General features: G+C 38.6%; 12 protein-coding genes and 1 pseudogene. 9 read left to right on the top strand and 4 right to left on the bottom strand.

The window, feature by feature from the left end; genetic code table 11:
• The first annotated feature begins 294 nt into the window (after window positions 1-294).
• From BIV60_RS25040 to gntK, 7 genes and pseudogenes are all read left to right on the top strand, one after another.
• Window positions 295-1,563, top strand: a complete 1,269-nt coding sequence (locus BIV60_RS25040; protein WP_071358422.1) for a nickel pincer cofactor-dependent isomerase, group 22 — start codon at window positions 295-297, stop codon at window positions 1,561-1,563.
• Window positions 1,564-1,583: 20 nt separating this feature from the next.
• Window positions 1,584-2,354, top strand: a complete 771-nt coding sequence (locus BIV60_RS25035) for an SDR family oxidoreductase (RefSeq protein ID WP_071358421.1) — start codon at window positions 1,584-1,586, stop codon at window positions 2,352-2,354.
• A gap of 76 nt (window positions 2,355-2,430) precedes the next feature.
• Complete coding sequence (larE, locus tag BIV60_RS25030; protein WP_071358420.1) at window positions 2,431-3,231, top strand: ATP-dependent sacrificial sulfur transferase LarE; 801 nt, start codon at window positions 2,431-2,433, stop codon at window positions 3,229-3,231.
• A gap of 120 nt (window positions 3,232-3,351) precedes the next feature.
• Window positions 3,352-4,125 carry a nickel pincer cofactor biosynthesis protein LarB gene (larB, locus tag BIV60_RS25025; protein WP_071358419.1) on the top strand — a complete coding sequence of 258 codons (774 nt, stop codon included), beginning with the start codon at window positions 3,352-3,354 and terminating at the stop codon, window positions 4,123-4,125.
• A pseudogene (larC, locus tag BIV60_RS30655) lies at window positions 4,106-5,485 on the top strand (nickel pincer cofactor biosynthesis protein LarC). The gene larB and the pseudogene larC overlap by 20 nt, the downstream one beginning before the upstream one ends.
• Before the next feature lie 208 nt (window positions 5,486-5,693).
• The gene (locus BIV60_RS25010; protein ID WP_071358416.1) at window positions 5,694-6,347 is read left to right on the top strand and encodes a HoxN/HupN/NixA family nickel/cobalt transporter; all 654 of its coding nucleotides are present in this window, start codon (window positions 5,694-5,696) and stop codon (window positions 6,345-6,347) included.
• 162 nt (window positions 6,348-6,509) lie between these two features.
• Entirely contained in the window at window positions 6,510-8,051 is a 1,542-nt protein-coding gene (gene gntK, locus BIV60_RS25005; RefSeq protein WP_071358415.1) for a gluconokinase, read from the top strand.
• A 97-nt stretch (window positions 8,052-8,148) separates the two neighbouring features.
• Here gntK and BIV60_RS25000 read toward each other — a convergent pair whose 3' ends face one another.
• From BIV60_RS25000 to BIV60_RS24990, 3 genes are all read right to left on the bottom strand, one after another.
• Window positions 8,149-8,427, bottom strand: coding sequence for a hypothetical protein (locus tag BIV60_RS25000; protein WP_071358414.1), 279 nt, complete (start codon window positions 8,425-8,427; stop codon window positions 8,149-8,151).
• Window positions 8,428-8,439: 12 nt separating this feature from the next.
• Window positions 8,440-9,720, bottom strand: coding sequence for an ArsB/NhaD family transporter (locus tag BIV60_RS24995; RefSeq protein ID WP_071358413.1), 1,281 nt, complete (start codon window positions 9,718-9,720; stop codon window positions 8,440-8,442).
• 161 nt (window positions 9,721-9,881) lie between these two features.
• Window positions 9,882-10,994: a metallophosphoesterase gene (locus BIV60_RS24990; protein WP_071358412.1), complete on the bottom strand. Its 1,113-nt coding sequence runs from the start codon at window positions 10,992-10,994 to the stop codon at window positions 9,882-9,884.
• Between the two features lie 195 nt (window positions 10,995-11,189).
• Here BIV60_RS24990 and BIV60_RS24985 point away from each other — a divergent pair, with 195 nt between their 5' ends.
• Entirely contained in the window at window positions 11,190-11,510 is a 321-nt protein-coding gene (locus BIV60_RS24985) for a hypothetical protein (RefSeq protein ID WP_141770551.1), read from the top strand.
• Window positions 11,511-11,532: 22 nt separating this feature from the next.
• On the opposite strand, the gene BIV60_RS24980 is transcribed toward BIV60_RS24985, so the two are convergent.
• Window positions 11,533-13,707, bottom strand: coding sequence for an MMPL family transporter (locus BIV60_RS24980; protein WP_071358410.1), 2,175 nt, complete (start codon window positions 13,705-13,707; stop codon window positions 11,533-11,535).
• 172 nt (window positions 13,708-13,879) lie between these two features.
• Between BIV60_RS24980 and deoC the strand changes: the two genes are divergently transcribed.
• On the top strand, window positions 13,880-14,554 hold the full coding sequence (gene deoC / locus BIV60_RS24975) for a deoxyribose-phosphate aldolase (protein ID WP_071358409.1): 675 nt from the start codon (window positions 13,880-13,882) through the stop codon (window positions 14,552-14,554).
• Window positions 14,555-14,651 lie beyond the last annotated feature (97 nt).

Here is a 14,651-nt window from a genome sequence, read left to right as displayed (position 1 = left end):
GCCTAGAAACTTAAGTATTTGACCCTTATTAAGGTCTAAAAGCAACAAAGTTTACGAAAAGAGCCTTAATAAAGGAAAATTTTCATAAATATTGACGTAAATAAACCATAATGTTATTATACAGTTAATTAATTTGTTTGGTAAACAAATTAATTTACGAATTTAAAAAATATCTTTAAAGATTAATATGAAAAGGATTACAAGGGTTTACATAAGAAAAATAGTTTTTGAACATTACATGGAATTAAATCACAAGTGGAAGACTTGATATGAATGAAAAGGAGTGAAGCGGTTATGGGTATACTTCAAGAGTTGTTGAAAGATATTCCAGTTCCAAAAATGGCAAAAGTTAAAGTGAAATTTGACAATAAAAAGATTGATGACCTCGGACAGGCTTTAAGTGAGAAATTAAAGCGCGATGTCATTACCAATAAAATTCAACCCGGTATGGAAATTGCTATTGCGGTTGGAAGCCGGGGGCTGGACCGAATTGTAGAGCTTACGGCTGTAACTGTTCAATTTTTAAAAGGTTTGGGTGCAAAACCATTTATTGTCCCGAGTATGGGAAGTCATGGCGGAGCAACGGCTGAAGGTCAGCGGGCCGTTTTGGAGCACCTGGGAGTGACGGAACAAAGTGTTGGCGCTGAAATTCGCTCGTCCATGGAAGTGGTGAAAATCGGCGAATTGCCAAATGGATTACCGGTATACGTGGATAAATACGCTTCAGAAGCCGATGGGATTGTAGTCATTAATCGTGTAAAACCGCACACTGCTTTTCGTGGACCAGTTGAAAGCGGAATTATGAAAATGATTAGTATCGGATTAGGGAAGCAAAAAGGGGCAGAAGCCTGTCATCAAATGGGATTTAAATATATGGCAGAAAATGTACCGGCAATGGCCAAGATTATTATGGAGAAAACACCTTTCCTTTTCGGGGTTGCAACCGTTGAAAATGCCTTTGATAAAGTGGCGGTTGTAGAAGTCCTAACTCCGGAAGAGGTTATAGAAAAAGAACCAGATTTACAGAAGCAAGCCAAATCATTATTACCAAAGCTTTATTTTGATCAATTGGATGTTCTCTTGATTGATGAAATTGGCAAAAATATCTCGGGTGATGGGATGGACCCGAATATCACAGGCAGATACCCGACTCCATATGCTTCTGGTGGTCCCGATGTGAACAAGATGATTGTTCTTGACGTAACTCCACAGTCGGAGGGCAATGCCAATGGTGTAGGAACAGCAGATTTTACGACACAACGTCTTTTAGACAAAATGGACCGGGAAGGGACCTATGCGAATGGTTTAACTTCAACTGTTTGTGCTCCTACAAAAATTGCGACCACCTTGCCTAATGATACAATGGCCATCCAAGCAGCTGTGAAAACATGCAATATATTAGATTTTACTGACGTAAAACTAGTACGGATTAAAAATACTTTAGTTCTAAGTGAAATTGAAGTTTCCGAGCCTTTACTCGATTATGTGAAGCAGCATCCAAATATGGAACAAATATCAGATGTTTACGATTTTGCTTTTGATGAAAACGGAAATTTATTTTGAGAATAAGGGAGAGAAGATAAATGGCACAATTATTTGATTTAACAGGAAAAGTGGCAGTTGCAATTGGGGGAAATGGTGTATTAGGATCTGCGATGGCAAAAGGGTTGGCAGAACATGGAGCAAAGGTGGCTATCGTCGGCCGAAACCTTGAAAAAGCGGAGGAAGTTGTAAAGGAAATCGAACAAAACGGTGGCGAAGCAAAGGCATTTTCAGCAGATGTCAGTTCAAAAGAATCTTTAATATCTGCAGCAAATGAAATTGAGCAATGGTCCGGCGGCTGGGATATTGTTTTGAATGCGCCTGGAACAAATAGTGCGACACCATTCTTTGATATTAGCACGGATGAATGGGACAAAATCATGGACATAAACTTAAAAGGGATTGTCCTAACCTGTCAAATTTTTGCCAAAAAAATGATTGAACAGGAAAGAAAGGGCAGCATTATTAATATTTCATCTGTTTCATCCACAACACCACTTTCAAGAGTATTTACTTACTCTGTATCAAAAGCAGGGATTAATAGTGTTACACAATTTTTGGCACGTGAGTTCGCGCCAAATGGGATTCGTGTAAATGCGATCATCCCAGGATTTTTCCCTGCCGAACAAAATCGCAAAATTTTAGATAAAGAAAGAATCGAAGATATCATGAGACATACTCCAATGAAACGCTTTGGTGAGGCTGAGGAACTTAAAGGTACAACCGTTTGGCTTGCATCGGAAAAAGCTTCAAGCTTTGTAACCGGAGCATTGATTCGGGTTGATGGCGGCTTTGGAAGCATGACAATTTAAAAAGAAACATAATGTAAAAATAAATAAAATAAGTTAACAGTGGTTGGCAAAAGAAAAAGTGATGGGAGATGGGACAATGTTAACTGAAAAATATAACCAATTGACGTCTATTCTCCGTGAAATGGGGTCTGTCGTTGTGGCTTTCTCTGGGGGTGTCGACAGTACCTTTCTATTAAAAGCAGCAGTTGATACATTAGGCTCAGATTATGTGCTTGCGGTGACGGCTGACTCGGAAACCTATCCATCAAATGAACTTGTAGAAGCAAAAGCACTTGCGGACAGGATTGGGGTCAAACATCAAGTGATTGAAACTTCTGAATTGGCGATTCCGGGATATGCAGAGAATAATAAAAACAGATGCTATTTTTGTAAAAGTAGTTTATTTGATTCATTAATTCCAGTCATGGAAGCAAAGGGTTTTCAAAACGTCATTTATGGTGTGATTGCAGATGATATGAATGAGTACCGCCCCGGCATGCAGGCTGCTAAAGAGAAAGGGATCCGCGGTCCGCTTCAAGAAGCTAATTTGTTTAAAGAAGAAATTCGTGAACTTTCACGGAAGTTTGATTTGCCTACATGGGATAAACCGTCATTTGCCTGTCTTTCATCAAGGATTGCCTATGGCGAGTATATTACAAAAGAAAAGCTTACAAAGGTCGAAAAGGCAGAAAACTATATTAAATCTCTTGGAATTCGCCAGGTTCGTGTCCGTACCCATCAGGATATTGCTAGAATTGAAGTTGAGCCTGCAGATATGAAAACCATTTTAGATTCTCATGATTCAATTACAAGGAATCTTCAAGAATACGGATATAAATATATAACATTAGATTTAATTGGCTATCAGAGCGGAAGCATGAACAAAGTGCTGGCCTAATCACCATTTGTTTCATCTTAAAGAAATCTGAAAAATACATGCAAAAAGAAAGGCTTTGGCAGAAGCACCAAAGCTTTTTCTATTAAAAATAATCAACTTTTAACGTCAGGGGGGATTAGTATGCTTGAAGATATATTGAATCAAGTTCAAAAAGGTACCCTTAGCGTACAAGAAGCCAAAAAACAATTAGCAACATTTGAGAACCTGGGTTTTGCCAAAGTTGACCACCATCGAAAAAAGCGCCAGGGATTTCCAGAGGTTGTTTACGGTGAAGGTAAGACAGCAGAACAAATCATTTCGATTATTCAATCACTAAGGTCACGAAATCATCAAGTTCTAGTAACTCGAGTTTCTAAAGAAAAAGCAGAAATCATTCAAAATGTTTGTCCTGAATTTATTTATAATGATACGGCTCGAATTTTATTTTGGAAAGATGAAACGTGTTCCGAAGAAAACGCCGATGGATACATTGCAGTAATTTGCGCAGGGACATCTGATCTAAAGGTTGCAGAAGAAGCGGCCGTCACGGCAGAAGTACTGGGGAGTAATGTTCATCGTATTTATGATGTGGGAGTTGCCGGAATTCATCGGTTGTTCAATCATCTGGAAGAAATCCAAAATGCCACGGTCTCGGTTGTCGTTGCGGGGATGGAAGGGGCACTTCCCAGTGTGGTAGGTGGACTCGTTTCCCATCCTGTTATTGCGGTTCCGACAAGCATTGGGTATGGAGCCAATTTCAATGGTCTATCAGCTTTATTAACCATGTTAAACTCCTGTGCGTCCGGAATCAGTGTCGTAAATATAGATAACGGATTCGGCGGGGGATATAACGCGGTTTTAATTCATCAACTTGCACAAAAAGGGGCAGGAAAAAATGAAAACACTCTATTTTGATTGCTTTTCAGGTATCAGCGGGGATATGGTGATTGGTTCACTCATCGATGCTGGTGCAGATCCCAATCAACTTATAGAAGAACTAAAAAAGCTTCAAATTGAAGATGAATATAAATTACAGTGGAAAAAGATTGTGAAAAATGGAATTACCAGTACGAAATTTGACGTGAAATTGGTGAATAACTCTATTGAGGGAAGGCATGACCTTCATCACCATGCTCATAAACATGACCATGGTCACAGTCATGAGCATGAGCACAATCATGACCATCACCACGAGCACGAGCATGCTCACGATCATGACCATCATCATAATCATGAGCATGGGCATCACCACCATCATCATGACCATCGTTCTTATCAGGATATCGTTGAGTTAATCAAAAGCGCTGGTTTTTCTCAACAAGTAGAGGAAACAGCTTTGAAAATTTTTAAAAGAATTGGTGAAGCGGAAGGACTAATTCATGGGATACCGTTAGAGAAGGTTCATTTTCATGAAGTTGGAGCGGTTGATTCAATTATCGATATAATTGGAGCAGCAATCCTGGTGCATCAATTGGCTATTAACGTAATCAAGTCATCACCTATTCCAGTTGGGGCGGGGAGAATACATATTGACCATGGTATCTATCCAGTTCCAGCACCGGCAACACTCGAAATCTTAAAAGGAGTACCAATTGAACAATCGAATATCAGAGCGGAACTTACTACTCCAACAGGTGCGGCAATTGTCGCGGTCCTTGCAGAAGAATTTTGTTCCCATCCATCTATGAAGGTTCAAGCAATTGGCTATGGTGCTGGAACGAAAACCTTTGCCGATCATCCTAATGTCCTTCGAGTCATTATTGGGGAGTAAACTGAACACTCATGAGAGGAGAGTAACAAAATGGCTTCTCATCCACCGGACAATGAACATCTTGACGATCATATGGTCAAAATGGAAGTTAACCTTGATGATATACCAGGCGAATGGCTTGGATATGTAATGGACTTATTATTCGAAGCAGGGGCAAATGATGTTTTCTATACTCCTATTTACATGAAAAAAAACAGACCGGGCATATTGCTTCAACTGCTTTGTTCACTCAATAAAGTAAATACAATGAAACAAATCCTCTTTAGAGAAACGACAACACTCGGAGTTCGGTATTATCCATTAACGGTTCATCGATTAGAAAGAACCTTTAAAAAGGTTGAGACAAACTGGGGAACTGTGACCGTAAAAGAAGGAATTTATGATGGCCTCGTTGTACAAAGAGCACCGGAATTTGAAGAATGTAAAACGATTGCAGAGCAGCATCATATTCCATTGAAAAAAGTCTATGAACAAGTTTGGCGCGTAATGGGGGAAGAGACGTAGGCCAACCGAGTTGTTTTTTGAAAAGTAAAGAAAGCAAAAAATTTTCGACTTTGTGAATTGTCCAGCGCAAGCGTCCTGCCCCTCGATGGTCTACAGCCAAGCCGTCAAGAAGGTTAAAGAGCAACCTTCTCGCCGGCTTGTCTTATGCTATGCCTGAGGCTGAACAAGGCGCTTGCGCTTTTCTTATCAGAGGGGAGGAAAAACATAAATGTTCATGAGTTTTATCTCGGTTTTATTTCTTGGATTTATTTTAGGAATCAAGCATTCGATTGAACCTGACCATATTATTGCCGTATCGACGATGGTGAGTAATAGTAAAAAACTTTCCCGTTCTACTTTGACCGGCGTATTTTGGGGTATTGGTCATACAAGCACATTGTTTATAGTCGGAATGATTTTGGTTATTTTGAAGGGGGAACTTTCGGATAAATGGGCGATGTCGCTTGAATTTCTAGTTGGTATTATGCTTGTGTATTTAGGTATCAAAAGCATGGTTTTTATGAAAAAGATAGATTCTAAGCAAAACATAAAGTCTAGTGAACGGGCTTCTTTAATAAAAATTACCATTATTGGATTCATTCATGGTTTAGCAGGAAGTGCGGCAATGGTGTTATTGACCATGTCTACCGTTTCCACCGTCTGGCAATGTGCCCTATATATTTTGATTTTTGGTATGGGAACAATCATTGGCATGCTGATGTTTACGACTATTATTGGGATACCATTTGTATATAGTAAAAAAAGCAAGGGGCTAAATCGATTTTTAACTCAAATTGCCGGTTCAGTCAGTTTTATTTTCGGAATCTACTATATATATAATCTGGGAATAACAGAAGGGTTATTTCAATTATGGGCACAATAGCATTGGAAGTCGCCGAAGAATTGAATCTTGCAGATGCACCTGTTTTTGGTTTTTGTTGATTCCTATTCATTAAAATGTCAGATACTAAAAGTATTGAAAAGAATATATGATAAAATTTCATGGGAACCATTTAAAACGGTTCCCATGAAGGAGGCTTTTAAGATGAACTCAAAATACGTCATTGGTGTTGATATTGGCACAACCAGTACAAAATCTGTTTTATTTTCAGCAAACGGTACAGTTATTGAAAGACATGGGATTGAATACCCATTATTCAGCCCTACCCCTGCAACGGCTGAACAAGATCCGGAAGAAATTTTTTCAGCAGTCATTCAAACCATTAAAACCGTAATAAAGAATAGTAAAGTTTCACCAAGTGATATCCTTTGTGTCTCATTTAGCTCAGCCATGCATAGTGTGATTGCGGTGGATGAATCCGGAAAACCGCTTACTCGCTGCATTACCTGGGCTGATAACCGAAGTGCTAAATGGACAGAAAAAATTTTAAAAGAATTGAATGGACATGAAATTTACCTTCGAACAGGCACTCCCATTCATCCAATGTCACCTCTATCCAAATTATTGTGGCTTAAGGAAGAGGAGCCGGAATTATTTAAGAAAACGAATAAATTTATTTCGATTAAGGAATTTATATTTTATAAATTATTTAAACAATTTGTCATTGATTATTCGATAGCATCTGCTACCGGGATGTTCAATTTAAAGTCACTTACATGGGATGAAGAGGCCCTAAAAGTAGCTGGGGTTACAAGTGATCAGCTATCTAAGCCGGTTTCTACAACCTTTAGTATCACTGGATTAGATGAAAAAATGGCAGAGGAATTGTTACTTCCGGCAGATATTCCTTTTGTTGTTGGGGCAAGTGACGGAGTCCTTTCAAATTTAGGTGTTAATGCCATTGAACCGGGAGTTGTGGCTGTAACGATTGGGACAAGCGGTGCGATTCGCGCCGTAACGGATAAGCCTGTAACCGATCCAAAGGGAAGAATTTTTTGCTATGCTTTAACGGAAAATCATTGGGTGATTGGCGGAGCGGTTAATAATGGCGGAATGATTTTTCGCTGGGTTCGCGATCAACTTGGTGCCTCGGAGGTCGAGGCAGCCAAGCGGCTTGGAAAAGATCCTTATGAACTCTTGACGGAAATTGCCGAACAGGTAAACCCCGGCTCAGATGGTTTGATTTTTCATCCTTATATGGCAGGAGAGAGAGCACCACTTTGGGATTCAAATGCAAGAGGGTCTTTTTTTGGACTAGGACTGCATCATAAAAAAGAACATTTAATCCGTGCCGTTCTAGAAGGAGTTATTTTAAATTTATATACCGTGCTCCTTGCCCTGGAGGAATTGATTGGAGAGCCTAAAAGTATTCAGGCAACCGGCGGATTTGCGAGGTCTGAGCTTTGGCGGCAAATGATGGCGGATATTTTCAATCAAGCAGTGAATATCCCGGAAAGCTTTGAGAGTTCCTGTCTTGGTGCAGCCATCCTAGGGCTGTATAGTTTAGGAGAAATTAGTTCATTAAATGTAGTTTCCGATATGGTTGGGGGAACAAACCACCATGAGCCAATTGAAGCAAATGTGAATATGTATCAGGAGATTATTCCGATTTATATTCGGTTATCAAGGCTATTGAAAGAAGAATATTCAAGTATTTCCCAATTTCAAAAGAAATGGATTAAATAAGAAAAGCAGAGGCGCCGGAGCTGGACCATTCTAAAAAGCAATTTATAATTTCTTATACAATAAAGCAAAAGGCTGCCAAATATGGCAGCCTTATTATTTACAACCATTTTAATTCCTTTACTAGTCTTTGTCTAAAAAGCTCAATAATAAAGTCATTATAAAAATCTTTTCTGACAATAATTTGGTATCGCTGGTTTGCATGTGCGTAGACGAGGATATCTGTTAAAACATCATTTTCATTAAAAATTTCCCGAATTTTATAGATCTGTTTTTTTATGTCCGGGCCCAAGCTGGTGATTGTAAATTCAGTGTCGATGTCATTTGCTGTCTCATTTAATTCCAGAAGCTTCTCATCATACGTATAAATTACTTTCATCTCTTCAGCTCCTTATATTAAATATCGTAAATAAATATAAACGGTACAAATGATAATGGACAGAATCATTAATGGAAAAGCAATTAGCAAAAACTTCCCAAAGGAAATATGGTATCCTTCTTTTGCAGCCAATCCAGCCACAATCACGTTAGCACTTGCCCCGATGAGAGTTCCGTTCCCTCCAAGACAAGCTCCAAGAGACAGGCTCCACCAAAGTGGCTCTAAATTATTAATTCCAAGTGATCCCATGTCCTTAATCATTGGAATCATCGTCGCAACAAATGGGATGTTATCAATAAACGCCGATGCAATCGCACTTACCCAAAGAATCAGAATGGAGGATGAGGCTACATTTCCACCGGTAAGGTGTACAGAATAATCAGCCAATAACGAAATAACTCCTGTTTCAATTAAACCGGAAACAAGAACGAACAATCCAATAAAGAAGAAAATCGTCAACCACTCAACCTTTAAAAATGCTTTTTCTAAATGCTTTTCCCCGGATAATATAAGTAAAAGAAATGCACCCGCTAATGCAACCGATGCCGATTCCAAATGGAGTAGCTGATGTAAAAAGAAGCCTAAAATTGTAAAAGCAAGGGCAAAAAGGCATTTCACTAATAATTTTTTATCGGTAATTTCCTGTTTTTCATCTAAATCCATTAAATTCGCTTTTAATTCAGGAGTGGTACGCAACTGCTTTCGATAAATAAACGCGAGAATAACAATATTTACAATCAAAATAAAAAAGGAAATCGCAGTGAGATTGTAAATAAACTCCATAAAGGTGAGTTCCTTTACTGCACTGCCAATCATGATATTCGGCGGATCACCAATCAGGGTGGAAGTCCCGCCTACATTGGATGCTATGATTTCTGTAATTAAATAAGGGATGGGATTTACCCGCAATTGTCTTGTAATACTAAATGTGACCGGCACCATTAACAAGACGGTCGTAACATTATCCAAAAAAGCGGATCCCAGTGCAGTGATTAATCCCAAAGCCAGAAGGATTTTAATAGGATCGCCCTTAACTTTTTTTGCTGCAAAGATGGCAATATAATTAAATAAGCCCGTTTCGGAGGTGATGGCGACAATGATCATCATCCCCGTCAGTAAACCGAGTGTATTAAAATCAATATGATGTAAGGCTTTTTCTTGATTCACGATTCCGAGTAGTACCATCATAATTCCACCAGCCATTGCAATAATGGTCCGATGAATTTTTTCTGTAACGATAAATGCATAGGTAATTAGGAATACACCTATCGCTATGATTGCCTGTGTTGACATTTTTTCCCCTCTTCCTGTATGTATTGCTTGAAAAAAGCAAAAGGGAGCCTGTGTTGACAGACTCCCCCAATAAAAACAACCTATTTATATTCTTTTTTATTATAGTAGAGGTAGTATTCGACTGTAAAGAGAATTATTTTCAATTGTCAAATTTTTGACTGCTACAGCCCAAGTTTTTTTATAAATTCTACGGTTTCCTGATGGTCCCCTTTAATTCGTTTGTAAAGAGCCTTATCTGTTTTTACAAGCGGGTTTCCATTTTCATCAGCAATTGCCCATGTAGTGGAGCTGCTTTGTAAAACCCGCCATTTTCCCGCCATTTTTTTTAGCTTTAAATCAATTATCCCGAGTCTGCTGCCAAATGAGCCGGCCATAACTACCGGCTTCCCATTGATTAATCCCAATTCTAAGTCTGTATTTGGCAGATGATTGTAAGTTGGACCAGGGAAGATACTGTGTGCATGTCCGGCAAGGATGGCATCAATTCCTGGAATTTTTGTGAGGTAAAATACGGCATGTTCGGTATCCTGGTGATAAGGTGCGTTGCTAATACCTGTATGGGCAAGAGCGATAATAATATCCGCCCCTTGCGCTTTCATTTGCGGGACAAATTCCTTTGCAGAATCAACAATCGGTTTAGTGATTACTTTGCCCTCAAGGTTTGCTTTATCCCATTTCATGATTTGTGTTGGCATAAAACCAATTACACCAATTTTAATAGGGTGAGCATTTCCAGATTCATCCACTACCTTCCTATTTAACATAACATAAGGTTTAAAATAAGGCTTTTGAGTTTTTATGGAATAGACATTCGCGTTTACATAAGGCATTTTTAGCCCTTTTAACGCACTTTTGATAAAGGACAGCCCATAGTTGAATTCGTGATTTCCAATGGCAACCGCATCATAATGTAAATAATTAAAGGCACGGTAAACTGGGTGGATTTTTCCTTTGTGAAGCCCCCTAACTCGTACTAAATATTCACCTAGAGGATTGCCCTTTAAATGGTCACCATTGTCAAAAAGTAAGGAGTTTTCCGCTTCCTTCCTTGCCTGTTTAATTAGTGTAGCCGTTTTGATTAGCCCGATTCGGTTGTCCACTTTGGTCTGGTAGTAATCATAATTCACTAGCGATGCATGGAGGTCTGTTGTTTCAAGAATCCGCAATTGAACTGTTTCACTTGTATCAGTTCCGCTCTCAACAGCAAAGGATGGTGCAGGGGAGGATTGCCAAAAAAGAAGGAGAGCAAGGATTAAAAAGATAGTTTTTCTCAATACAATCTCCTCCAAAATGTGTAATATTTGTAGTATTCGTCTAAATAATAAATGGTATGAGTTTTTAAAGGATAAATCTACTTTGACAAAAAAATGTCATAAACATATGAATAAAAAATGAAAAATAGAAGTATTCCCCTAAAAAGCACTTTCTTTTGACTATAATGGAGGTATCAATGCAGGAGGTAATCAATGATGAATAAAACAACTATAATTGAGTTAGAAAATAATGAAGTTGAATCAATCGCAGGGGCCCAGTTAGTTTTTGCCCAAGAAAAAATTGGTGAAAATATCATCGAGACCTGTGTCGAATGTTTTCAAGTGAAGAATTCCAAAGAAAAGCTATCCTCTGAAGAAGCGATGCAGAAGGTGTTTGAACAATTAAAAAATGAAGGGGTTATTCCTCAAGAGGTAGAAGATTTTTCTTTCGAAATGCCTTCATGTGAACGTATCAAAAGTAAAAAGCAAAATGTGAAAGATCTTCCACAAAAAGTGGTTCTTTCCTATATGTCATAAAAATAGGTTAAAGCCAGCCTTTTCAGGCTGGCTTTTTGCGATTTTCGCGCAACTGTTTATTTTTATATCCAAAAAACCACCAGTTCCAATCTCCAAGCAGCTTCATTAAGGCCGGGACCAATACCATTCTTACAATGGTTGAATCAATAAAAATGGCAATGGCAATTCCGACGCCTAATTGTTTAATGGGCATTACACCAGTAAAGGCGAAAGCTCCAGTAACCACAATCATGATTGCCGCAGCAGAGGTAATAATTTTACTAGTATAGGTTAAACCAGCAATCGTCGCCTCACTATTATCACCTGTTTTTAAATAAAACTCTTGAATCCGGGAAATCAGAAAGACCTCATAATCCATTGAAAGACCAAATACAAGCGTGAACACAAACACCGGTAAAATCAACGCAATATCCACAGGTTTTAAACCAAAATGTCCCTCCTGGAAGATCCAAACAACAATCCCGAATGTACATCCAAGGCTTAATACATTCATTAAAATTGCCTTTAACGGAATAAGTATGGAGCGAAAGGCAGCCATAAGAATCAAAAAGGTGGAAGAGAAGATTAACAATAACCCGTAAGGAGCTTTTGTAAAAATTTCATCAAAAATCTCCTGCTCAAATTTAATCGTACCGCCAAAAGCAGCGTTGATTCCCAAATCCCGTTTCGTCCAAGAATCGACCCACTTTCTTGCTTTTGAGGAATGTTCCCTTGTTTTTAAAAATACTTCCAGACGCATTTTGTTCCCGCTTAGATAATAGTCCGTAATCGGAATAACCTTTTGCTTGTCTCCAGATTTTAAAAATTGATATAACTGGTCTGAGCGTTTGAGCCCAGTAACTGAAAAAGGAGAGTTAATTGTACGGACTAATTTGTCCTTCTGAATTTTTTCTACAACCTTTTCTGCCTTGCTTAAATTTTCTTTATTTAAAAACTCCCCCTTTGATTCAAGAATCACCGTTACTTTTTTCTCATCCCTCTTATCCTTTGGGATAAAATGGTCACGAAATAGATCATACGCCATTCTCGAAGGATAATTCGGCGGCAGGGAATCTGTACCAGGAATCGTTAGAATCATCTGTTTTACAGGAATAAGGCCAACTAGTAAAATCATAAAAGCAATTAGAGTTAAAAATATCGGATGCCTCATCACCATTACTGCAAACCGGTGCCAAATGCTCGTTTGATTTTTCGATGTCTTTAAAAGGCTTAATTTATTAATTCTGCTCCCGATTACCGACAAGAGGGCAGGAAGAAACGTTAAGGCGCAAAATACGGAAATGAAAACGACAGTCATTCCCCCAAGGGCAACATTTTGAAAAATATCAATTTGGATAAACCAAAGTCCAGAAAGCCCAATAAACACACATAGTCCTGAAAAAATAATCGAACGTCCTGCCGTTGCGACGGTGATTCTAATAGCTTCCGTAACGGAATTCCGCTGAAGTTCTTCCTTATAGCGATTTATAAATAGCAAAGCAAAATCAATACTTAAGGCAAGTCCAATCATCGGAATAATATTTAAAATAAAAATGGTTAAATTCGCTTGGTAGCTAAAAAAATAAACCGTCCCCAATGTAATTAAGATGGACACAACTCCAATAATGAGCGGGATGGCAGCAGCTACCAACCCTCCGAAAGCAAGAATTAAAACAAGTAATGTAATGGGAAGCCCAATCATTTCAGCTTTGGCAAGGTCCTCTTGGCTTGCGGTATTCAAGTCTTTTACAATTACCGGTTCACCTGTCATCGTTACCTTTAAACCTTTTTCATTTTTTAATCTTTGCTTTAATTGGCCAATTTCTTTTCCAAGAGCTTCTGCTTTTTTATTAAAGGTAATAAGTCCGTAGGCATAATCGTCTTTTATCATTCCTTTTTGAGCATAGGGAGAGATGATTTCCTTTGCTCCATCGAAATTTTTCAGATTTATAAATGTATCTTGAATAAATCCTCTCCATTTCTGATCACTAACAGAATTTTCACGTTGAAACACAAGGACAATGGAGGATTTGGGCTGTCCAAATTCTTTTTCAAGAATCTGTCTCGTTTTGTTATATTCGCCTTTATATTCAAAGCCATTGCCACTAAGCACGGTCGGCAGTTTCAATGCGAAAAATCCCAATACGATAATGGCAAAAAACCAGCAGAAAAGGACAAGTTTTCGGTGTCGATAAATGAATCCGCCAAGCTTATCCATAAAATATTTTCCCCCTTTGACTTACTTTTCCCTAAAAATAAACCGTTAAAATAGACAAGAAATGCCATAAAATAATGTTCATATTAGTTTTTACAAATGTTTATTTATTTGATATAGTTACAATGTAAAGATGAATGTTAATTGCTTTTTACAAATAAGGGGGAATATCAAGATGACACAAAATATTGTGAGAATGATTGACCATACATTATTGAAAGCAGATGCAACAAAGGAAGATATTGTAAAACTTGTCGAGGAGGCAAAAGAATATGCCTTTGCATCAGTATGTGTAAACCCAACTTGGGTTCGGACTGCGGCACATATGCTTAAAGATACTCCCGAAGTAAAGGTCTGTACCGTAATAGGCTTTCCGCTTGGGGCCTCCACTCCTGAAACAAAAGCATTTGAAACGAAAAATGCACTTGAAAATGGCGCGGATGAAGTGGATATGGTGTTAAATATTGGAGCTCTTAGAGACGGAGATGATGAATTAGTCGAAAGAGATATCCGGGCAGTGGTTGATGCGGCTAAAGGAAAGGCGTTATCAAAGGTGATTATTGAAACGTGTCTGCTTACAAAGGAAGAAAAAATAAGAGCTTGTGAGCTTGCGGTTAAAGCAGGAGCAGATTATGTAAAAACCTCTACAGGTTTTTCAACTGGAGGAGCAACAGTAGAAGATATCGAACTAATGCGTCAAACAGTTGGACCGGATATTGGTGTCAAAGCATCGGGCGGTGTAAGAAGCCGTGAAGATGCAGTGGCAATAGTGAAAGCAGGAGCTACCCGTATTGGAGCGAGCTCAGGAGTTGCCATCAGCAAAGGCGAGCTTTCAGTAAACAATTATTAAAGGCTATTTTCGCATAGATTGTTGTTTTTCGTATAAGTTCATCTACCCGTATAACAAAATGATTCGTGGCATCTTTTCGTAAGAACATTTGCGAAAA

The sequence above is a fragment of the Bacillus sp. MUM 116 genome (genome assembly GCF_001866655.1).
Taxonomy (GTDB): domain Bacteria; phylum Bacillota; class Bacilli; order Bacillales; family Cytobacillaceae; genus Neobacillus.
Note: the sequence above shows the minus strand (reverse complement) of the source record. Positions and strands in the feature narration are given on the sequence as shown.